Annotated in this window: 19 protein-coding genes; 5 read left to right on the top strand and 14 right to left on the bottom strand. The window is 39.2% G+C overall.

From position 1 onward, the window contains the following. Nucleotides 1-120: 120 nt before the first annotated feature. Nucleotides 121-909 carry a Cof-type HAD-IIB family hydrolase gene (locus HC179_RS07170; RefSeq protein ID WP_168863719.1) on the bottom strand — a complete coding sequence of 263 codons (789 nt, stop codon included), beginning with the start codon at nucleotides 907-909 and terminating at the stop codon, nucleotides 121-123. A gap of 18 nt (nucleotides 910-927) precedes the next feature. After that, nucleotides 928-1,833, bottom strand: a complete 906-nt coding sequence (locus tag HC179_RS07175; RefSeq protein ID WP_168863720.1) for a DMT family transporter — start codon at nucleotides 1,831-1,833, stop codon at nucleotides 928-930. 792 nt (nucleotides 1,834-2,625) lie between these two features. On the opposite strand from HC179_RS07175, the gene HC179_RS07180 reads away from it, so the two are divergent. Further along, on the top strand, nucleotides 2,626-2,835 hold the full coding sequence (locus tag HC179_RS07180) for a DNA-dependent RNA polymerase subunit epsilon (protein ID WP_148986676.1): 210 nt from the start codon (nucleotides 2,626-2,628) through the stop codon (nucleotides 2,833-2,835). 6 nt (nucleotides 2,836-2,841) lie between these two features. Further along, nucleotides 2,842-4,509: a ribonuclease J1 gene (gene rnjA, locus HC179_RS07185; protein ID WP_010192757.1), complete on the top strand. Its 1,668-nt coding sequence runs from the start codon at nucleotides 2,842-2,844 to the stop codon at nucleotides 4,507-4,509. A gap of 318 nt (nucleotides 4,510-4,827) precedes the next feature. On the opposite strand, the gene HC179_RS07190 is transcribed toward rnjA, so the two are convergent. Next, a complete protein-coding gene (locus HC179_RS07190) occupies nucleotides 4,828-5,508 on the bottom strand; it encodes a potassium channel family protein (protein WP_168863721.1) in 681 nt (226 codons plus the stop codon). Between the two features lie 160 nt (nucleotides 5,509-5,668). Between HC179_RS07190 and HC179_RS07195 the strand changes: the two genes are divergently transcribed. Continuing rightward, on the top strand, nucleotides 5,669-6,133 hold the full coding sequence (locus HC179_RS07195; RefSeq protein ID WP_168863733.1) for a helix-turn-helix transcriptional regulator: 465 nt from the start codon (nucleotides 5,669-5,671) through the stop codon (nucleotides 6,131-6,133). A 374-nt stretch (nucleotides 6,134-6,507) separates the two neighbouring features. On the opposite strand, the gene HC179_RS07200 is transcribed toward HC179_RS07195, so the two are convergent. From HC179_RS07200 to HC179_RS07215, 4 genes are all read right to left on the bottom strand, one after another. Further along, the gene (locus HC179_RS07200; RefSeq protein WP_168863722.1) at nucleotides 6,508-8,355 is read right to left on the bottom strand and encodes an ABC transporter ATP-binding protein; all 1,848 of its coding nucleotides are present in this window, start codon (nucleotides 8,353-8,355) and stop codon (nucleotides 6,508-6,510) included. A 16-nt stretch (nucleotides 8,356-8,371) separates the two neighbouring features. Next, nucleotides 8,372-10,126 carry an ABC transporter transmembrane domain-containing protein gene (locus HC179_RS07205; RefSeq protein ID WP_168863723.1) on the bottom strand — a complete coding sequence of 585 codons (1,755 nt, stop codon included), beginning with the start codon at nucleotides 10,124-10,126 and terminating at the stop codon, nucleotides 8,372-8,374. Between the two features lie 286 nt (nucleotides 10,127-10,412). Then, complete coding sequence (locus HC179_RS07210) at nucleotides 10,413-10,862, bottom strand: TlpA family protein disulfide reductase (RefSeq protein ID WP_168863724.1); 450 nt, start codon at nucleotides 10,860-10,862, stop codon at nucleotides 10,413-10,415. Nucleotides 10,863-10,947: 85 nt separating this feature from the next. After that, nucleotides 10,948-11,490, bottom strand: a complete 543-nt coding sequence (locus HC179_RS07215) for a peroxiredoxin (protein WP_010192747.1) — start codon at nucleotides 11,488-11,490, stop codon at nucleotides 10,948-10,950. A 369-nt stretch (nucleotides 11,491-11,859) separates the two neighbouring features. On the opposite strand from HC179_RS07215, the gene HC179_RS07220 reads away from it, so the two are divergent. After that, nucleotides 11,860-12,699 carry a mechanosensitive ion channel family protein gene (locus tag HC179_RS07220; protein WP_168863725.1) on the top strand — a complete coding sequence of 280 codons (840 nt, stop codon included), beginning with the start codon at nucleotides 11,860-11,862 and terminating at the stop codon, nucleotides 12,697-12,699. 519 nt (nucleotides 12,700-13,218) lie between these two features. Here the strand turns inward: HC179_RS07220 and HC179_RS07225 are convergent. From HC179_RS07225 to HC179_RS07245, 5 genes are all read right to left on the bottom strand, one after another. Then, nucleotides 13,219-13,464, bottom strand: a complete 246-nt coding sequence (locus HC179_RS07225; protein WP_060666077.1) for a YkuS family protein — start codon at nucleotides 13,462-13,464, stop codon at nucleotides 13,219-13,221. 70 nt (nucleotides 13,465-13,534) lie between these two features. Continuing rightward, nucleotides 13,535-14,665 carry an amidohydrolase gene (locus HC179_RS07230; protein WP_168863726.1) on the bottom strand — a complete coding sequence of 377 codons (1,131 nt, stop codon included), beginning with the start codon at nucleotides 14,663-14,665 and terminating at the stop codon, nucleotides 13,535-13,537. Between the two features lie 68 nt (nucleotides 14,666-14,733). Then, nucleotides 14,734-15,444 (bottom strand): 2,3,4,5-tetrahydropyridine-2,6-dicarboxylate N-acetyltransferase, encoded by a 711-nt coding sequence (gene dapD / locus HC179_RS07235; protein WP_168863727.1) that lies wholly within the window; start codon nucleotides 15,442-15,444, stop codon nucleotides 14,734-14,736. A 602-nt stretch (nucleotides 15,445-16,046) separates the two neighbouring features. Further along, nucleotides 16,047-16,883 carry a DUF368 domain-containing protein gene (locus HC179_RS07240; RefSeq protein ID WP_168863728.1) on the bottom strand — a complete coding sequence of 279 codons (837 nt, stop codon included), beginning with the start codon at nucleotides 16,881-16,883 and terminating at the stop codon, nucleotides 16,047-16,049. An 88-nt stretch (nucleotides 16,884-16,971) separates the two neighbouring features. Then, entirely contained in the window at nucleotides 16,972-17,850 is an 879-nt protein-coding gene (locus tag HC179_RS07245; RefSeq protein WP_168863729.1) for a LysR family transcriptional regulator, read from the bottom strand. A gap of 94 nt (nucleotides 17,851-17,944) precedes the next feature. On the opposite strand from HC179_RS07245, the gene HC179_RS07250 reads away from it, so the two are divergent. After that, nucleotides 17,945-18,712, top strand: coding sequence for a sulfite exporter TauE/SafE family protein (locus HC179_RS07250; RefSeq protein WP_168863730.1), 768 nt, complete (start codon nucleotides 17,945-17,947; stop codon nucleotides 18,710-18,712). Between the two features lie 51 nt (nucleotides 18,713-18,763). On the opposite strand, the gene HC179_RS07255 is transcribed toward HC179_RS07250, so the two are convergent. Both HC179_RS07255 and cbpB read right to left on the bottom strand, forming a co-directional pair. After that, nucleotides 18,764-20,272, bottom strand: coding sequence for an MDR family MFS transporter (locus HC179_RS07255; RefSeq protein WP_168863731.1), 1,509 nt, complete (start codon nucleotides 20,270-20,272; stop codon nucleotides 18,764-18,766). 126 nt (nucleotides 20,273-20,398) lie between these two features. Then, on the bottom strand, nucleotides 20,399-20,860 hold the full coding sequence (cbpB, locus tag HC179_RS07260) for a cyclic-di-AMP-binding protein CbpB (RefSeq protein ID WP_168863732.1): 462 nt from the start codon (nucleotides 20,858-20,860) through the stop codon (nucleotides 20,399-20,401). Nucleotides 20,861-21,402: the final 542 nt, after the last annotated feature.

Below are 21,402 nucleotides of genomic sequence, written 5' to 3' on the forward strand. Positions count from 1 at the left end.
GTGCAACCCAAAAAATAAATGTATCTTTTAAACGAAAAAAGACCCGAACTAATTTAAGATTTTAAATTAGTTCGGGTTTTATTTAGACTAAAACACTTTTGTCCCAGCCTCTTCTTTTACTTAACGTATTTTTTGTTTGAGTAAGCCAACTAGCTCAAGACCGTGAAGAATTCCGTCTTCCCCCACATCTTTTGTTACATGGTTTGCTACTTTCACTAATTCAGGATGCGCATTTCCCATCGCAACCCCTGTTCCTACGTAATCAATCATTTCGACATCATTTAATCCATCTCCAAAAGCATAGACATTTTCTTTCTTAAACGGCAATCTCTCCAGCATCTTCTGAATCCCGATTGCTTTCGATCCACCTTTTGGCAGGATGTCAGTTGAGTATTGGTGCCAACGGATGAAATCAAAATCCTTGTAAGCTTCCACATAGCTTTGCTGATGCTCATCTTCTATGAATAATAAAGCTTGATAGATCTCCGTTTCATCAAGGAAACTTGGACCATACTCGGGGTGAACAAACTTTAAGCTTCCCATGCTTTGATTAATAAACGGATGATTTTCTACATTTGCCTTCATCGTTTCATGATTTAAATACACTAATGGATGTGACACTTTTTCGGAATTTTGACGTAACAAATGCAATTTCTCTATATTTAAAGGGTTTTTATAAATAACTTCTCCTTCAAACACCACATATTGGCCGTTAAAGCTGACAAAAGTATCAATGTCCAATTCTTTGCGTAGGTCCGCAAACATAAACGGAGCCCTTCCTGTTGCAATTGCCACATACACTCCTTGTTCCTTCAGTTCTTTTATAGCCTTTTTAGTAGAGGCAGGCAATTCTTTTTGATGGTTCAGCAGGGTACCATCTATATCAAAAAACACTATTTTCTTTTCCATTTTTATCACCTTACTTCTTTAGACTGTGACATTTTTTATCACTTTTTGTTTTTTTGCTTTCGTTTTATACGAAGATAAATATACACCACTAAAGATTAGAATCAAACCAAAAAGCATATGAGGGGTTATTTTTTCACCCAATAGTAGGCTACCCCATAACATGGCTGTTATCGGCACGATATATGTGACAAGGGATGCAAACTCTGCACTACCTTCCTTAACCATGTAATAATATAGAAGATATGCTACACCTGATCCGAAAACCCCTAAACCGATCAAAGATACAATAATAGAAGTGCTACCTATTGCTAGAAAGCCGGATGGTTGCACAAATGCCATCATAATCCCGGACAAGATCCCAGCGACTGCTAGCGTACTAAAGGAAATAACGGTGATAGGCGTGTTTAGCAAATGTTTCTTGCTAAGATGTGCACCAAAACCATAGCAAATGGTAGCACCCAACATCGTTCCTACCCCCAGAAGATTATCATGAAACAATTGGAGAATATTTAATTCCAATAAAACAACAATTCCCATAAAACCTACGCTTACACCAATCCATTGCATTTTTTCCATTTTGCTAGAAAAGATGGAAAAGCCGATCAGAATCGTCCAAATTGGTGTCGTAGCATTAACAACCGAAGCCAGACTGCTACTTATAGATGTTTCACTAACAGCAATAAGTGCCCAAGGAAGAGCATTATTTAATAGTGCTATAAAAATAATGGGCAGTATTGGAAGGTTACGCAGTAGTTTTAATTTATTCTGTATAAGAAGTAAAATCAAAAGCGTTCCCGCCCCAAACATACACCTCCAAAACACAACTCCCCAAACACCTAAATCCACTACAAGCAATTTTATAAATAGAAAAGACATGCCCCAAATCAAACTTAACGTAAATAATGCTGCATACAGTCGCTTCATCCAACTTACCACCTTAATTTTAGGGTAACGAAATAAATATTTATTTTAACCTACACGAAGAAAACGTTTACTGTCAATGAAAATTTATCCTTAGCTTCGGTTGTTACGAAAGTCGACTAAAGGCCTTATTCCCAATAGACCATTTATATGTTACTCTGAGGTTAACCATACTAAATTCTACGTATATTGTTTTAATGTGAAAGCCATTTCCTCATGTACTGAAATTTCGTATATTTACCAGCAACTATTTACTCTGTTTGACGCATATTAACAACTAACAAACAGATCGTACCTAAAGTACAAGGAGTGAAACGCTTATGCTAAGAAGACTTAGAAAAAAGATACTGCGTAGAATGAACAACATTCTTAAACGAAAAACAATTGCCTAGTCCTTGCCTTTCATGAGTCCTCCTTACACTGGAGGGCTCTTACATATTATTTATCCATGAATTTGTTCTCCCTCTGTTTCTAATCCCTCTCAATTGGAGAAAATAGAAAAGCACTTCTTTTCGGGAAAAACATGAAATTTCATGATGTATCGTATATAATATAGGGTAATAATGGCTTTTTAGCCAATGACCGGTTATGCTATAAGGATATTACTAGGAAGCATTATTAAAACTCGCGTTGTCTTTTTGTAAGGAAAAAAGCATTGGAGCTTGACGCAAGATAGTGGGTCGACGGACACTTCCGCCTTTTTCCCTTACATAAAATAACTATATATACTGGCTCTTTCCCTTACTGCCTAAGGAGAGGCGAAGGACCAGACAGATTTTTTAAGGAGAGATAGCAATGTTATTTAAAGTGTATTATCAAGAAGATGTAGCTGAAGCACCTGTAAGAGAAAAAACGGAATCTCTTTATGTGGAAGCATCTGCAGTATTCGAAGTTCGCAGAAAATTAAAGGACAAGCCATATAACATAGAATTTATCCAGCCTGTATCCGGGGATTTCTATGAGTATGAAAAGCAATCCGAAAACTTTAAAGTATTGGAGATATGATAGACAATGAAATTTGTTAAAAACAATCAAGCAGCGGTCTTCGCTTTAGGCGGGCTGGGTGAGATCGGGAAAAACACCTATGCTGTTCAATTTCAAGATGAAATCATCTTAATTGATGCCGGAATCAAATTTCCTGAAGACGAACTACTAGGAATCGATTATGTTATTCCAGATTATACGTATTTAGTAAAGAACCAAGAAAAAATTAAAGGCCTTTTCGTTACTCACGGTCACGAAGACCATATCGGCGGAATTCCTTACCTTCTTCGTGAAGTAGACATTCCGGTATATGGCGGCAAGCTTGCACTTGGTCTAATCAAAAACAAACTAGAAGAACATGGTCTTCTGCGTAAAGCAAAACTAATTGAAATCCAGGAAGATGACATCATCAAGTTCCGTAAAACGTCCGTGACATTCTTCCGCACCACTCACAGTATCCCTGATTCTTACGGTGTGGTTGTCAAAACACCTCAGGGGAATATTGTTCACACTGGTGATTTCAAGTTTGACTTTACTCCAGTTGGAGAGCCTGCAAACTTAACAAAAATGGCCGAAATTGGAAAAGAAGGCGTCCTTTGCCTATTATCTGACAGCACAAACAGCGAAATTCCTGACTTCACCATGTCAGAACGCCGTGTAGGAGAAAGCATTCAAGACATCTTCCGCAAAGTGGATGGCCGAGTGATTTTCGCTACATTCGCATCCAATATTCACCGTCTGCAACAAGTAGTGGAAGCTGCTGTAGCTCACGGTAGAAAAGTCGCAGTCTTCGGACGCAGCATGGAAGCAGCAATTAATATTGGTCAAGAGCTCGGATATATCCAAGCACCTAAAGATACATTTATCGAAACCAATCAAATTAACCGCATGCCGGCAAACAAAGTCACTATCCTTTGTACCGGAAGCCAAGGTGAACCTATGGCCGCTCTTTCCAGAATTGCCAACGGAACACACCGCCAGATTCAAATCATTCCTGGAGACACGGTTGTATTCTCATCCTCTCCTATCCCAGGAAACACACTAAGTGTAAACCGTACCATCAACATGTTGTTCCGCGCAGGAGCTGATGTCATCCACGGTTCATTAAGTGACATCCATACTTCTGGTCATGGTGGACAGCAAGAACAAAAGCTTATGCTTCGCTTGATCAAGCCAAAATATTTCATGCCAATTCACGGTGAATACCGCATGCAGATTACTCACAAACAGCTTGCGATTGATTGTGGAGTACCTGAAGAGAACTGCTTTATCATGGACAACGGTGAAGTTCTAGCACTTAGCGAAGATGAAGCTTCTGTAGCAGGTAAAATACCATCCGGAAATGTTTACATTGACGGAAATGGTATTGGTGATATCGGAAACATCGTACTTCGTGACCGCCGCATCCTTTCTGAAGAAGGTCTAGTGGTTGTTGTAGTAAGCATTAACATGAAGGATTTCCGCATCGCTTCCGGTCCAGATATCATCTCACGTGGATTTGTATACATGAGAGAGTCCGGTGACTTAATCAATGACGCGCAATCCTTGATTTCCAAGCATCTGAACAAGATCATGGAACGCCGTACGACACAATGGTCTGAAATCAAGAATGAAATAACGGACACGCTTGCTCCGTTCTTATACGAGAAAACAAAACGCCGTCCGATGATTCTTCCTATTATTATGGAAGTTTGATTTTGAGGTGAAACATTTTAAGGAACTCCCCCAGACTTTTTGGTTTGGGGGAGTTTTTTCGTTGGATATGGTAATTCTGGACGGTATGAGGCTCCATTTCGGTGGACTCTTCACCCTCATGGTGGGCTTTTGAGGCAAGTCTGAAATTATTGTAACTTTTCGGAGGGTTATTGTAACTTTTCACATGTTGATTGTGACATTTTTGAGCGTCATTATGACTTTCTTATAGGTTATTCTAACAATTCGGAAATCGAAATAAGTTCGCCAATAAAAAAAACCAGCAAGGTCTCCCCCTCACTGGTCCACACTAATCTACTTCTAATCCTCCACCACATTCTTCTCAAAACGTGTAATATCCGTATCTGCTCCAATAACAATCAGAATATCCCCTTGTTTAATAGGATCAGTGGCTTGAGGCGAGACAATAATATCCCTTCCCCGCTTGATTGCAACTATGTTAATTCCGTATTTAGCTCGAATATCCAAATCAATCAACGTGTTTCCATCCAGACGTCTACTAGCAACGATCTCTACGATACTATGCTCATCAGACAGCTCCAGATAATCCAAAACGTTATTTGACACAATGTTGTGGGCAATACGTCTTCCCATATCACGCTCCGGATGAACCACTTGATCGGCACCAATACGACTTAATACCTTTTCATGATAATCATTGGTCGCCTTGACCGTAATATGCTTAACTCCTAGTTCCTTTAATATCAGGGTGGTTAAGATGCTTGCTTGAATATTGTCACCAATGGCAACGATTACATGATCAAAATTACGGATACCGATACTCTTGAGCACCGCCTCATCCGTAGTATCGCCAACCACTGCATGTGATGCTATATTAGCAAACTGGTTCACTTTCTCCTCGTCATTATCAATCGCAAGAACCTCTACTCCCTCGTCACTCAAAGCCTGTACCATACTTCCCCCAAAACGACCTAAACCAATAACGGCAAACTCTTTTCTTTTCAACCTTGCTTCCCCCATTTACTCTGGTATATATAAATACTATTGTACCATAATCTTACCTTTTCTTAAGTTGAATATGATTTTCTACAGGGTAATTTTCAGAAAATTATTGAACTCCCTCTTAATAAAGTGTAAAATTACACATATATTATAAAAAAGGAGCATTTGGCACCCAATGATGAATCAAGACGAAGCTATCTCTTTAATATCAAATAAACTTAAGCTTATCCGAACGGAACATAATTATACACAAGACAGGATGGCGGAAGTGTTGGGAATCTCCAAAAAGACCTTAGTACAAATTGAGAAAGGCCGAACCACAGCTGGCTGGACCGTTTGCGCAGCTACATGTGCCTTATTCCGGGAAAGCCAAGTATTATCCTCCGTTCTGGGTGCTGATCCATTAGAAGTTATCGAAACGATAGCACACGAGAAAATAGATGCACCAAAGGATAAGACAATGGGCGGAAAAGTATGGTGGAAAGAAATAAAAATGCAAGGGGCATTTCGCCTTCAGCAAAACGTCATCAGTCAGCATTATAGAATTCTTGACGAAATGGATTTCCGGTGGTACAGCTCTTTTGAAAAAGAGGATGCATTAGAGAGATTGAATGAGTTATCAGCGCAACAGAAAGGAGAATGAGTGAATGGATGTCAATATTGTAGTTCTGATTGCTGTCCTTGCCCCAATTTTTCTGTTTGTCTGCTATATTAATGAAAAGCTTGAGTATCGGTGATCACATTATAGTATGGTAGTGGGCACTAGTTGGAGTGAGTTATAGAGGTTTTTCATATTATTCCACAATGAAGTTTGTTCAGTGGAAATATATGGATTCTTGATAAATTGAACTGCTTTTTTGAATAATTGGAGAGGTTTTTTCACTAATTCAACCACTTTTTTGAATAATCTCCCCCGTTTTTTGATTAATTCCCTCTATGTGCATTCCGACATCCAACATTAAGTAATTGCGTCCACAAAAAAGACATCGGCCCAAAAACCGATGTCTTTTCTTATTCTCAGCTCACGTCCTGCATCGTAAACTGTGCTTTAACTAAATGATAATAAATGCCGCCGTGCTCCATCAGCTTATCATGATTCCCCTGCTCCATAATATTCCCATGATCAAGGACGATGATGTTATCTGCTTCCCGAATAGTAGAAAGACGGTGAGCGATAATGATAGCGGTACGGCCTTTCAAAAGCTGTTTAAGGGCTGTCTGGATCTTCACTTCCGTTTCCGTATCAATACTAGCAGTTGCTTCATCTAATATAATGATGCTAGGGTCTGCTAACAAAGCACGGGCGAAGGAAATCAATTGCCTTTCCCCGACTGAGAGAACATTTCCTCTTTCCTCCACTTCTGTTTCATATCCATTTTTCAGACGTTCGATGAACTCATTCGCACCAACTGCCTCAGCAGCTGCTCTTACTTCTTCAACAGTTGCAGTAGGTCTACCAAAGCGGATATTATCATTGATGGTTCCAGAGAAAATAAAGGTATCCTGCAATACTACACTGATTTGGGACCGCAGGCTTTGAAGAGAGATGTCACGAATGTTATGTCCGTCAATCTTCACTTCTCCAGCAGTTGCATCATAGAAACGTGAAATCAAGTTGGCAATCGTTGTTTTCCCAGATCCGGTATGACCAACCAATGCCACCGTTTGGCCGGCTTCCATCTTCAATGAAATGCGGTTCAAAGCGGTACGTTTACTGTCATAGGAGAATTCTACATTCTTAAATTCTATCTCTCCGTTAATGGAATCCAACTGAACGGCATTGTCTTTCTCATCTACAATTGGTTTTTCATCGAGGAATTCAAAGATACGTTCAGAAGAAGCCATCCCCACAAGCAGCATGTTATATAGCTGACCCAACCTTGAGATAGGCTCCCAGAACATCCCTAAGTAAAAAGCAAAGGAAATGAATACACCGACAGTTAACGTACTTGTGCCGCCTGTTAAACTTTGTTGAATTAAGTAGGCTCCGTACCAAATAAGGATGGCGGTACCAACAGCATTTGTCATTTCAACGAACGGACGGAAAATGGCATTCTGTCTCGTTGCATTTTTCCAAGACTCAAAGTTTTCGGTATTAATACGGTCAAAGAACCCCATGTTCTCTCTTTCTTGTGTGAAGGATTGAGTAACACGGACCCCTTGTATACTTTCATTCAGATGAGAGTTAAGCATCGCTTGCTTGATACGTACATCCTGCCACGCCCTCCTGATTTTCCTACGCAAGCTTGTGGAGATGAAAAACATGATTGGTAAAATAATTAATATTGCTGTAGCCAATTCAGGACTCAATGTAAATAGAATCACTACGATACCAATTAGTAAAATAAAGTCCATAAGCAAATTGATTACGCCGTTAGTGAACAATTCTTGCAAGGAATTAATATCATTCATGATCCGAACAAGGATGGACCCAGCGGATCGTTGATCGAAAAAGCGATGGGAAAGTCCTTGAACATGTGTGAACAAATGTTTTCTTAAATCATAAATGACGTTTTGACCGAGCATATTCATCCAACGTATCCTCAATGCATTCGCCACATAGGATATGACATATAACACGGAAACAATCACAGCTAGTTGGATAAGCATATCCATGTCTTTTTGCTTGATGGCAACATCATATAAGTATTTACCAATGATGATTGGGATTGCTAGCCTTACAGCTGTTGCAATTAACATCGTAATAACAGCCAATGGTAGCAATGTTTTTGAATAGGGTTTCATATAAGAAAACAGCCGCCACATCTGTTGCCAGTTAAAGGGCTTTTCAATTGCATTATCAGTAGAGTAGTAGAATCTCTTTTTCACATTATCGTTCAGTTCGATTTTTTGTTTTTTGCGCATTCTGTTTCACCTGCCTTCAGTTAGTCTGAGCTTCCAAAACCGTTTTTTGATCCTTGTACTGGATATCATAAATTCTTCGATATGCCCCATTTTTTTGGACAAGCTCGTCATGTGTACCGCGCTCCACTACTTTTCCTTCTTCTAACACGAGTATCTCATCGGCGTGTTTAAGTGAGGAAATACGGTGCGCGATGATAAAAGTTGTTCTGCCCGCCAAAGCAGCCTTTAGTTCTCTTTGAATATTAAACTCAGTCTGCATATCCACTGCACTTGTTGCGTCATCTAGCACTAAAATACTTGGATCTAGAATCAATGCACGAGCGATGGCAATACGTTGTTTCTGACCGCCAGAAAGTCCCATTCCACGCTCTCCAAGCATTGTGTCGTAGCCGTCAGGAAGTTCCATGATAAAATCATGCGCCTGTGCCATCTTCGCAGCTCGAACGATTTCTTCCATAGAAGCATTCGGTCGTCCGTAAGCAATATTTGATTTAATAGTGGAAGAAAATAAGAAGGACTCCTGCAACACAAATCCGATTTGATTTCTAAGTGAATACAGTGAGTATTTATTTACTTCTTCTCCATCAATTAAAATACGGCCAGATTGTGGCTCGTAAAACCTTGTGATAAGTTGAGTGATACTTGTTTTCCCTGAACCTGTCGCACCAATCAACCCAATCTGCTTACCAGGAGGTGCATCAAAGGATACATTTTCAAGTGCCGTTTTATCTTCATTTGGATAACGGAAGGTAACATCTTCAAACGTCACATGCCCATTTAGATTTGGTGCATCTTTTGCATCCGGTGCATCTTGAATATCTTCTTCTGCTTCTAAAATCTCCAATAATCGTTCACCAGAAGCCTTTGCTTGTGAGAACTGATTAATTACAAAGCCTAGGTTAGCAATCGGCCAGACAATGTACCAGACCAAGCTGAAGAATGCCACAAGTTTTCCTTCTGATAATTGGCCTGTAATTACTAAATAACCTCCAAATCCAAGAAGACCTACCACACAGGCATTCCCGATGAATTCCATCAGTGGAAAAAACTTCGCCCAGACATTAGAAGTGGTTATATATTTTTCTTTGTAGTCCACATTGGAATTATTGAACTTATTGATTTGATAATCTTCACGTGATAAAGATTTTACCGTGTTGATCCCACTGATGTTCTCTTGTACATTCGTATTCAATTTCCCGAATGATTTACGAATTCCACGGAATGCAGGGTGAACTCTTTTATCAAAGCGATACGTGACAAACGCAAGAAAAGGCATAGCCAACAACGTGACAAAAGTTAAGGCCACCGAGTAATAGAACATCAAACCTAGACTTATAGTCACTAGCAGGACAAACCTAATTAATTCGGCAAATCCAAATGATAGGAAAAACCTGAATCCCTCAACATCCGCTGTCAGCCTAGACATTAAGTCACCTGTCTTGGCATTATCATAATAACGAAACGGTAAGAATTGCAGTTTTTCATACAGCTCATTTCTTAAGCGATACACAGAACGTATTCCAAATAGGTCGCCTAAAAATTGATTGAAATACGTAAATAACCCCTTTAAGGCCATGAGTCCAATGAATCCGAGCGCTATATATGGTACGTATTCAAATTGTTGTTTTTCAATAACTTCATCAATGGTAACCTGTAAGATTACAGGATAAATGACAGTGATGACCGTTACTAAAAGCAAAAATATCAATGAAATATAGAAATTTTTGCGATAAGGCCAATAAAACTCTTTAAGCTTCTTAAAAGTCTCCACATGTATTCCCTCCCTTTGTTAACTCATGCTGGAAAATATAAGATAGTATCTAATATATCGAGTTTCGAAATATTTATCCAGTCTTTTTTGGAAAAATTTAAATTATTTATACTATTATTTTATTAGGTTACTTAAGACATGGTAAGAGTCACGAAGACGGATGTTTTCTACATCTTTAGTCGGAGAAAAATGAACAACTTTAGAGTATATGAAAGAGGAGCCTCGAGTAGAATTATTATGCAAAAAAAGGACCACCAAAAATGGTAATCCTTTTAGTATCAATATTCTATTTTTCCATTTCACCTAAAACGCGGTTTACACGTTTTTCTAGCATCTTCATTCCGCTTCCTCCAGCTTGGAAATGACGAAGATTGCCTTCTGCATCAAATACATAATAAGCAGGAACATATTGATTTTCAAAGGCATCCGTCAACTTATGTTCGCTGTCCACGAAAATCGGCTGTGTAATATCATGCTCACTTGCCGTCTTTTTGATGGAATCTAAGTTCAAGTCGTCCTCAGATCGTGGCATGTGTACAGCAATTACATTCAGCTTATCCTTGTAATTATCGCGAAACTCATTTACTTGCGGCATTGCTTCTTTACATAAATGGCAGCTAACAGACCAGAAATGGATAAGCGTTGGCTTTTCTCCAATTAGCTCTTCTTTTGTTACCTGACCATTCAACCATTCCGTCGCACCTGTCAACTCAGGCATTGGGGATCTCAATTTCATACTAAAAACCTCCTATTAAATTACTATGTAGTGCAAAGAAAAGGCCTAACGAAAACCGTTAGACCTTATTCTAGGTTGGATCAAATTATAATGTAGCTTGTCCAGGCTTCCAGTTAGCTGGGCAAAGTCCACCAGTTTGTAATGCTTGAAGAACACGTAGTGTTTCTTCTACATCGCGGCCGATGTTGTTATGGAATACTGTTTGGTATTGAAGTTCGCCTTCTGGGCTGATGATGTATAATCCACGTAGCGCGATACCTTCGTCTTCAATAAGAACGCCGTAGTCACGAGATACAACGTGGTTTGTGTCAGCAGCTAAAGGATATCTTAATTCGCCAAGACCGTTGTCTTTGCGATCTGTGTTGATCCATGCTAAGTGAGTGTGGATAGTATCAGTGGATACTCCAATGATTTCTGCATCTAAGTCTTCGAACTCTTCGTAACGATCAGACATTGCAGTGATTTCAGTCGGGCAAACGAACGTGAAATCCATTGGATAGAAGAAAAGTACTGTCCACTTATCGTTTTTCATGTTCTCTTCTAAGCTTACTTTTCCAAATTCTTTGTTTGGTAATACAGCGTCCATTTCAAAACGTGGAGCTTGTTTACCTACCATGCGTTCTGCCATTTGTAAATCCCTCCAAGTTGTAATTTCAAATGAGAAAATTAATAAAAATTTCTCATTTAGTTATTTAATCAACATCAACTATTATAAATCACTCTTTATTTTTAGTCAATGTTAAATGATAATTAATTTAAATAAGGAATTAGATGTAAATATTTCAAAATCCAAATTCACCTTGTTGGTATTCCCCTTATAAGCAATGATAATAAATGGGAATTTTTTCTCACATCTTATACTACCATTCTTTCCTTTGAGAACAAAATAATAAGCTTAATCCAATCGTTTTCTGTAAATCATTTGGTTTTCATAAACGAATACTTTATAATGCGATATTAGGGCATACATTATTAATAGGAAGGGAGTATTTTTTAAATGGTATTTGACTTATCTGACATTGATTTCTACGCAATTTTAACTGCATTAGGTATTCTTGTTTTAAAACTTGTTGTTATCCTTATCGTATATGCAATAGTAAAATCAATTGGGACCAAGATTATCACACGTGCATTTGCTAGAGCTTCTGAAAAACAGGGTATTTCACCTGGAAGGGCAAAAACACTGGAAAAGCTGACAGTTAACATTTTTACATATGCATTAATCTTTTTCCTTGTCATAATGGTACTAGAAAATGTATTTGCCGTGGAAACAACTGCTATTTTAGCGGGGGCAGGGGTTGTAGGTCTTGCTATTGGTTTTGGGGCGCAAGGAATTGTCAGTGACGTTGTAACAGGCTTCTTCCTTTTACTAGAAAAACAAGTAGATGTAGATGATTATGTTACAACTGCTGGTTTTTCAGGCATTGTAGAAGAAGTTGGTTTACGCACGACAAAAATTAGAGATTTTGATGGTTCATTGCATTATGTACCAAACCGTGAGATTTCCAATTTGACTAACCATTCTCGCGGAAATATGAGAGCATTGGTTGATATCGGCATCTCCTATGATGATAATATTGACCACGCAATTGAAGTGTTGCAGCGTGTGTGTGAACAGGTTGCTTCTGAAGATGAAACAATTATTGAAGGCCCTAATGTAGTGGGTGTTCAAGGTCTTGGAGCTTCAGATGTTGTTATCCGAATCATCGCAAAAACGGAAAACATGCAACAATGGGCTGTAGAGCGTAAATTACGTAAAACACTTAAAGAAGCACTTGATGCAAATGGCATTGAAATTCCGTTTCCACATCAAGTTTATATTGAGAAGAAAGAATAGTTTTTTGGGAAGTCTAGAGTGGATACTCTGGACTTTCTTTTTGTTCTGATGTTGAAATGTGATGGAGGATTTGTGATAGTTTTGTGTCTGGTCTGTTGCTTGGTTGCTTGGTTGCTTGGTTTACTTTTTGTGTGGCTGGAAATGCTAAATGTCCAAAGATATTGCCAAGTTGACCGAAGTTTTAACAAAATTGACCGAATATTTTGCGAATTTGTCCGAAGTTTTGCCAAAATTGACCGAACCTCAAAACTGTTTGACCGAACCATAGGTAAAAGTTGACCGAACTCTCTGAAATATTGACCGAAGCTCATCAATCTTCCCCCATTAAATGTCTGAAGACCGATGGGAAATGTCCGAACCATATTTTTTCAACAAAAATAGAGTCATTTTCCCTCATAAATACACTTTTTTTTAATTTTTCACCCCATAAAACTCCAAGGCATCCACCGTACGCACTTAACTAGACCGTCGCCACATACCTCATTCCACCACTAAAAAAGAGCCATCTCGGCTCCTTTTTTAGTGGTTTATTCTGCTTTCCACCTGTTGGCAAATCTGATCAGCTGTCAGTCCGCTTGCTTCAATTACAGAACCAGCAGTGACACTATTGGAGATACCCATTACATTATTGTCGATTCCCGTTACTACGCAACAGTCACAACCTTTTGCGTCGTTTTCATTCGTTAATTGAACAACATCGTATCCTTTTTGTTGCAACGCTTGTTGAACATCTGTTAAGGATTGTTCTACACCGATTTTTGGCATATGTAATCCACCTCCTCTTTGTTAATTTGGCTTGCAAACGCCAAATTATACAATGAGGAAAATAAAAATGTCAGTTTGCTTTAAAATTGAAATAAGAAATAATGGTGCTAATAGCTACACCAATCGCATCTTCATTAGGATTTAGTTTTGAATGATGAAGGCCATATGGGGATTCTGCTCCTAACCAGAACATAAACCCAGGGATGTTCTCAATCATGTATCCGTAATCTTCTCCCGTCATCGCCTCTTTACATTCTATGACGCGAACATTGGTGTTTTCCGATACATACAGCATAAACTCTTCTGTAAGAGCTGGATCATTGTCCACCTGATGGTACATGCTTCCGTAATCAATGGTTGTTTGGCAGTTATACCCCACTTCCACCCCGTGAACGAGAGCTTCTATCCGCTCTTTAACTTTTTTCATACTTTCTACTGACAGGGTACGAACCGTCCCTTCTAGTCTTGCGCGCTCCGCAATGATGTTTTGAACGGTTCCGCCTGTTATTTTTCCAATTGTAATGACGGCACTGTCAAGTGGATCTACATTACGGGCAATAACTGTCTGTAATTGTGTAACAAGTGAACACGCGGCAACCACCATATCGTTTGTTTGGTGAGGATAAGCTGCATGGCCTCCCCGTCCCTTTAAGTCGACAAAAAGTTCGGAAGTATTAGCAAAAAGAAGTCCCTGTTTCGTAGCAATGGTACCGACTGGATACTCCGGTGCGATATGTAGTGCTACAATCATATCCGGTTTCCAAGCCTTGAAGATTTCCGATTGTATCATTGGCAAAGCACCACCTGGTCCCTCTTCTGCTGGTTGAAACATAAACAGGAGGTTATCCGATGCAGGATTCTGAGAAAAATGAGTTAGGATTCCCAGGGCAATACTCATATGCATATCATGACCGCATGCATGCATCATTCCCTCATGTGAAGAAGGAAACGATAAATCTGTTTCTTCTTCTATTGGCAAGCCATCAATGTCCGCTCTGTAACCAATTGTTTTAGAGGGATTAGTTCCTTGTACTCTTACAAATATTCCAGTTTCCCATGTTTTTACTTCAATATGGTCCTGTGGAAGGCTTTGTATATAATGAAGCAAATATCCTTGTGTTTTTACTTCTTGGAATCCCTTTTCCGGAATTTGATGTAAGTCTCTTCTTATTTGTATAAAGGGATTGATTAGATTCGACACGACGATTCCTCTCTTTCTAAGAAAAAGACGTGGAGTTAAGCACCCACGCCTTTTTTGTTTCTTCTATATTATAATTGACGAAGTTCTTGTTTAATTTCCGTTTTAGACTTCGTTTTTTCATCAATATCTTTAATTTTTCTTGCAGGTGTTCCAGCAACCACTGTGTATGGTGCCACATCATCAATAACAATGGCTCCCGCAGCAACAACTGCACCTTTTCCTACCGTTACACCTTCTAATACTACTGCATTAGCTCCAATTACAACATCGTCTTCAATGACAACAGGCTTAGCAGATGGTGGCTCAATCACACCAGCAAGAACAGTTCCCGCACCAATGTGGCAGTTCTTTCCGACTGTTGCTCGTCCACCAAGTACTACGTTCATATCAATCATTGTACCTTCCCCAATTACGGAACCGATATTGATGGAAGCACCCATCATGATAACAGCATTGTCTCCGATTTCCACTTGATCACGGATGATTGCGCCTGGCTCAATACGAGCTTTGACACCCTTCATATCAAGAAGAGGAATGGCAGAGTTGCGTCGATCGTTTTCTACCACATAGTCTTCAATTTTTGCTTCGTTTTCTTTAAGAGCCACTTCAATTTCAGCCCACTCGCCGAATACGACTCCGCTATTGTCATTTAAGAAAGTTTTTGAAGAAGCACCAAAGTTGATCCCTTCTACATCACCTTTCACATAAACCTTAACAGGTGTGGATTTTGTACTGTTTTGAATAAAAGAAATAATCTCGTTTGCGTTCATCATTTTCATTATGTAATTCCTCCTAAAACAATAAGTCTTTATCCCTTTACTCTATCAAACAACGAAAAGTGTGACAAGTAAAAAAATTATACATTTTTGATAAATAAAGAATATCCGGACAAAACAGCCCAGCTCTATAAAAGTGAAAACTTTAGTCATTAGTTTAACGCCGCTGTTTCTTTCCGCAAATGGCTTCGCTTTCCTAGGGGCACTGTTGGAGCCTCCTCGGCTTCGCCTGTGGGGTTCTCCACCTAGCGCTATCTCCCTCAGGGCAAGGAAGGCATCGGCAGCGATTCATCGCACGAAGAAAATGCGTAGCATTTTCGAGGAGTCTCCGCCATTTGCTCCAATCCACAGCTAGGATTCAAAAGTATTAAAGGTTACTACTTTTTCAGCTATTCTGGTTAGTTTCTTTTCCTTTAACCTTGGATGAAAGAGATTACCTAGTTGATTGGAGTGGAAGGCGCGTAGACGCCCGCGGGAGGAAGGGACAAGCGAGACCCCGCAGGCGCAAGCCGAGGAGGCTCACGGACCGCCCGCAGGCAAGCGAAGCGCCTGGAACGGAAATTAACAGTACCATATATACTCTAATCCTTATGAAAAAAAGAGACCTATTCAGTCTCTCTTTTGGCAACCATTTTTTCATTTGTCCGTGCGATGAATTGAACTACTATTAATCCAATGATGAAGGTAATGATGCTGATTACGTTTGTAAGCATGCTTTGTGAAAAGCCCGGGAATACAATTAAAGTCGACCCCATCACAAGGCCAATGACCGAGGCAAATGTTATTTTAGGGTAATGCTCTAACACGTATTTGATTAGTTTACTGGAAATGATAAAACCAACAGCAACTCCTGCACCTATCGTGAGAATAATAGGGATGTTAATATCCTTCAGTGCTGCAATTGCTGTAGTATAGAAGCCAAGAATCAATAATACCATCGAGCCGCTGATACCAGGCAGCAGCATCGTCATACTAGCAATCCAACCAGCAAAAAACAGACTGATTGCTGAACCAACAGTAAGTGTCTCTATCACAGGTCTTGTAGATTCCTGTAAAAATGCCATGGAACCAACTAATGCGAATGAGAGAATCAGAGCCAGATAGTGACGTTTCGTAAATGTTTGAAACATGTCAGATTCTTTCGCTAGTAATGGTAGAACTCCGATGATTAATCCTAAAAACAAAAACATAGTCGGTTGTGGATAGGTATGTAACAAGTAATCGAGTAGATGACTGAAAATAAGCAAGGCACCCACAATACCGATCCCTAGAGGAATTAGAAACTTAAGGTGTTTTAACCATTCTCTGCTGAAAATTCCGCTTATCGATTCAATAAGACGGTCGTAAATCCCTAGAATAAAAGCAATCGTCCCACCGCTTACACCAGGTATTACATCACTGATACCCATTAACATTCCGCGAAAAATATTTTTCCATTCCATAAAAGTGCTCCACCTTATTATTAAGTCTAGTATCTCAAAGTTTTATATTACTATTTCTTTTAAATATAATCCAATATTATCTCAACAGTTATATTCCTCCATGATGATATTCCTCTAATACTTCTAGAAATGCCTCCACCTGTTTTAAATTAAAGGAGGACTCATATCCAATTAACCACGTATCTCGGTGCAGGTTAGATACTTCATCCTCTTCTAGTGGAATTTTTTTGATCTTATCATAATCATCCTGTAATGTGATGGACGGCAGGATGGCATACCCAATACCATTCAACGCCATCTGTTTACAAGTCTCTATTTGATCTACCACTATCGTCCGCTTTGGTGGAGCCTGAAATTTTTTATGCCACCAAACTTGAATTTCTTGATAATAGGTAGAATCACTCTTAAATTGGATAAAAGGTCGTTCCGTAAGTTCCAGTTCAGAAAGCTCTTTTATTTCTGTATCGACTAGGTAGAGCTTGTCTCTAAGCAGATGCTTCTTTACCCCTTTCCATTCTGGGTTTCCACGGATAATCCCCAAATGTACTTCATCTTCATATAAACTTTTTACAATATCACTGCTCCACCCTGTCACAAGAGAGACTTTAGCATTTGGATACTTTTGAATAAACCTTTTTAATACTTTCGGAAGCCAATATTGCCCTATGATGGTGGCCACAGCAATCTTTAATGTACCGTAGATTTCTTTATCCAGTGAAGTAATTTCTTCTCTTACCTTTGCTTCTTTTGCCAATACCTCTTCAGCAAATTCCACAATTTTTTCACCAGCAGGTGTTATCAGTAATCCTTTTTGCGTTCTGATAAAAATTTTGGTATTCCAATTTTTTTCAATGGATTGCAAGCGCTGGGACAAGGCCGGCTGGGAAACAAACAATCGTTCAGAAGCTTTTCTCATATTTTTTTCTTTTGCCAATACAGATAAAATTTGAAATTCTGATGTATTCATACACTACCCTCAATATAAGTTTTTCTTATAGTATATCTTAATTTTAATGTTATTTCATTATGACTTTTAAGCGCATAAAATGAAGGAGAAAGACTTGATATTGTTGAAAGAAGGTGACAACATGGAAACACCATACTACTATCTGACATTAATCGGCTTTATCGCCACATTTATAGGAACTCTCGGAGGCGGAGGAGGGCTGATTAATTTACCGTCTATGCTGCTATTAGGAGTGCCTATTCACACTGCGATTGCATCCAATAAATTTTCTAATTCTTTCAGTTCGTTTACTAGCTTCTATTCGATTTGGAAAAAGAAACAAGTAAACTTGAAACTGGGATTATCCATTGTGCCATTTACCATCACTGGAGGAATCACAGGTGCTTTGTTAGCCTCCTTTCTTACAGAGGAGATTTTGCTTAAGGTAGCTTTGGCTTTATTGGTCATTGCCACCATTCTTAATATCGTAAAGTCCAAGATAAAGCGAAATGATAACAATGACACGCCTTCCCCGCTGTTTTATCCAACTTATTTAGGAATTGGTGCCTTCGATGGACTATTCGGTCCAGGTCAAGCCACGCTGCTTATGCATTCTTTCTTAACTGCAGGTCATTCTTTTTTAACCAGTATCGGGCTCACCAGGCTACAAACTTTCGCAAGCTGTTTCGTGTCATTTATTGTTTACTTCTCCATGGGGTATTTTGATTGGAAGGTTGGGGTGGCGTTGGGGTTAGGCTCTTTTTTAGGTGCACAAACTGCAATAAAACTAGCCAACAGGCTGGCTTTTCTACCGTGGCAGAAGATACTTAGCACTTTTTCTATTTTTCTCATCGTCTACTTATTCTTTAAAATTATTTATTAGCAACGAAAAAGCGCTAGCTCTTAATAATAAACTTAAGAGCTAGCGCTTTTCTTAACTTTTCTTAGGCAAAAGCAATATTAAGATGAAGCTGATAACAGCAAATCCTGCAACAACAAGATAAACCGTCTGAAGTGCGGATGTTAAACCATCCTGAAGCAACACTCTCATGGATTCTGAAAGCTGATTGCGTTGCTCTTCATTTAGAAGTAGTGTCGTAGAATCTAAAGAAAACTCTTCCAAAGCTCCATTTCCCTTTAAATGCTCCTGTATTCTAGAATTCAATATTCCACCTAAAAGTGCAGCTCCAATTGTACTTCCCAGTGTTCTCATAAACATATTGGATGCGGTTGCTACTCCTCGTTTTTGCCAAGGAACTGTGCTTTGTATAGAGACAATGAAGGCAGTTGTCGAAAAGCCCATCCCCACTCCAATCATGAAGGAACCAAAAGCGGCCCAGACTGGTCCATCATCAGGGCTTAAGGTCATGAAAATGATGCTTCCCAGTATCAAGGCAACTCCACCTATAATGGAAGTGGTGCGAAAACCAATTTTCAACAGGAGTCTCCCAGCTATCATTGCTGCAATCGGCCAACCAATGGACATGGTGGTCAAGGTGAAACCAGCAACAATCGGCGGCCTTTCCATAACACCTTGAACAAAGGCTGGTAAAAAACTAGAAATACCTATTAACATGACTCCTGTGGTCAATGATGTAGTATTAGCAATCAGTATGGACCGTTCCTGCCAAATATCAAACGGCATCATCGGATCCTTCGCTCTCTTTTCTTGAACAATAAAGAATATAAAGGCTATTGCTGAGACGGCTATAAGACTAAATACAGGAGCCGACATCCACTCCCATCTTACACCACCTTCCACCATGACAAGCATGAATGAACTAACAGATACAAATAACAATCCCGCACCTGCATAATCAATGGAGTGTTTCTTCTTTTCCACTCCTTCATGTAGAAAAAGATAAAGACCGATAATGGCTAATATTCCTAAAGGGATATTTACCCAGAATACAAACCTCCAGCTAACATACTGAACAAGCAACCCGCCAATAGCAGGTCCTAAGATTGCTGAAATACCCCATACACTCGATAAATACCCTTGAATTTTTGCCCTTTCCTCTTTTGTGTACATATCCCCCACAATAGTCGAAGCAATGGGCATAACGGCTCCTGCTCCGAAACCTTGAATAAATCGGAAAATGATTAACATTTCAATGGAAGTAGCCATTCCACACAATAAAGACCCAATTAAAAAGACAATGATTCCAAATGTAAGTATTGGCTTTCTTCCAAACAAATCCGATAGTTTGCCGTATATCAAGACGGTTACGGCATTCATTAATAAATAGGAAGAGAATACCCAACTGTATAAAGAGAATCCTCCAAGATCTGCAGCAATTGCAGGCATGGCTGTGGACACAATGGTCGCTTCGATGGCTGCCATGAACATTGCAAGCATGATGGCTGCTAACACGAATGGCTTTTTTGTTTTGTTTGGTGAGGCTTGTTTCACTTCTTGCCTCTCGAGCGTTGCAGTTCCCATTTCTTTCCCTTCTCTCTCGTGTGTGACACTTGAAATTTTCTTTACGTATATATATTTCGTGACTCTATGTAAATTGTACCCTTTAACAAAATTAATGCAACCTTCAACTGTAATCAAAAAAAGACCCTATGCTTCCGGGTCTTTTTCTGTTTCATTTATTTGAAAATGTGTATTCAATCTGTCTAGGATTGTACGTCGTGTGAGGATACCTTCAAACACATCGTCTTCATCTTGCACACAGACAAAAGGATGGTCCACTAATAGCTCCAAACCTTTCTCCACAGTGTCCGTTACATTTAAACAAGGAAGCTCTTTATTCATGACATCTTCGACAATCATATGTTCAAGTTTATCAAATTCAATTCGTTCTAAGCCCAGGATAGAATCCATAATGTGGGTAGTGCTGACAAGACCATGCAACCTATATTTAGGATCTAGAACAGGCACAGCTGTATAACCTGTTTTAGTCAGAACCAATAATGCGTGTTCTAAATTGTTTTTTACTTGTACATGTGCCACCCGTTCGGCTGGAATAATTAAATCTTTGATAGTTGCTCCTAATACTTTACTACTTTGGAGGCTGATCATAAATGTTCTTCCTCTCTTTATTTACTCTCTAATACTATATGCCACTTTGTGTAATTGACCAATATCATTGTAGCACAAATATGACTTGGACTCGAACTTTAACCTAAATAAAATAATCTTCTTTCTTCGACAAAGATATATTGAACATATTCAATTATAGACACAGACAGATGGTGAGGTTCGCTTAACTTATAATAGAGGACAACAGCTGTGAAGACTTCTCTCTACTTAATTTCCAACTACTTAGGTCCTCATAGCGGCGATGAAGACTTCTCTCTACCTAATTCCTTCCCACCAAGGTCTCCATAACGATGATGAAGACTTCTCTCTACCTAATTCTTCCCCACTAAGGTCTTCATAACGGCGATGAGGACTTCTCTCCACCTAATTCTTCCACACTAAGGTCCTCATAACGACGATGAAGACTTCTCTCTACCTAATTCCTTCCCACTAAGGTCCTCATAACGATGATGAAGACTTCTCTCCACCTAATTCTTCGCCACCAAGGTCCTCATAACGATGATGAAGACTTCCCTCTACCT

It is taken from the genome of Bacillus sp. RO1, assembly GCF_012524115.1.
In the GTDB taxonomy this organism is placed as follows: domain Bacteria; phylum Bacillota; class Bacilli; order Bacillales; family Bacillaceae_I; genus Sutcliffiella_A.

What these genes read in the sequence shown, in the direction of transcription:
- HC179_RS07245 (WP_168863729.1), bottom strand. Translation starts at nt 17,850, where the DNA reads ATGAATACATCAGAATTTCAAATTTTATCTGTATTGGCAAAAGAAAAA.
- HC179_RS07170 (WP_168863719.1), bottom strand. Translation starts at nt 909, where the DNA reads ATGGAAAAGAAAATAGTGTTTTTTGATATAGATGGTACCCTGCTGAAC.
- dapD (WP_168863727.1), bottom strand. Translation starts at nt 15,444, where the DNA reads ATGAAAATGATGAACGCAAACGAGATTATTTCTTTTATTCAAAACAGT.
- HC179_RS07240 (WP_168863728.1), bottom strand. Translation starts at nt 16,883, where the DNA reads ATGGAATGGAAAAATATTTTTCGCGGAATGTTAATGGGTATCAGTGAT.
- rnjA (WP_010192757.1), top strand. Translation starts at nt 2,842, where the DNA reads ATGAAATTTGTTAAAAACAATCAAGCAGCGGTCTTCGCTTTAGGCGGG.
- HC179_RS07190 (WP_168863721.1), bottom strand. Translation starts at nt 5,508, where the DNA reads ATGGGGGAAGCAAGGTTGAAAAGAAAAGAGTTTGCCGTTATTGGTTTA.
- HC179_RS07195 (WP_168863733.1), top strand. Translation starts at nt 5,669, where the DNA reads ATGAATCAAGACGAAGCTATCTCTTTAATATCAAATAAACTTAAGCTT.
- HC179_RS07255 (WP_168863731.1), bottom strand. Translation starts at nt 20,272, where the DNA reads ATGGGAACTGCAACGCTCGAGAGGCAAGAAGTGAAACAAGCCTCACCA.
- HC179_RS07220 (WP_168863725.1), top strand. Translation starts at nt 11,860, where the DNA reads ATGGTATTTGACTTATCTGACATTGATTTCTACGCAATTTTAACTGCA.
- HC179_RS07180 (WP_148986676.1), top strand. Translation starts at nt 2,626, where the DNA reads ATGTTATTTAAAGTGTATTATCAAGAAGATGTAGCTGAAGCACCTGTA.
- HC179_RS07175 (WP_168863720.1), bottom strand. Translation starts at nt 1,833, where the DNA reads ATGAAGCGACTGTATGCAGCATTATTTACGTTAAGTTTGATTTGGGGC.
- cbpB (WP_168863732.1), bottom strand. Translation starts at nt 20,860, where the DNA reads ATGATCAGCCTCCAAAGTAGTAAAGTATTAGGAGCAACTATCAAAGAT.
- HC179_RS07210 (WP_168863724.1), bottom strand. Translation starts at nt 10,862, where the DNA reads ATGAAATTGAGATCCCCAATGCCTGAGTTGACAGGTGCGACGGAATGG.
- HC179_RS07225 (WP_060666077.1), bottom strand. Translation starts at nt 13,464, where the DNA reads ATGCCAAAAATCGGTGTAGAACAATCCTTAACAGATGTTCAACAAGCG.
- HC179_RS07200 (WP_168863722.1), bottom strand. Translation starts at nt 8,355, where the DNA reads ATGCGCAAAAAACAAAAAATCGAACTGAACGATAATGTGAAAAAGAGA.
- HC179_RS07215 (WP_010192747.1), bottom strand. Translation starts at nt 11,490, where the DNA reads ATGGCAGAACGCATGGTAGGTAAACAAGCTCCACGTTTTGAAATGGAC.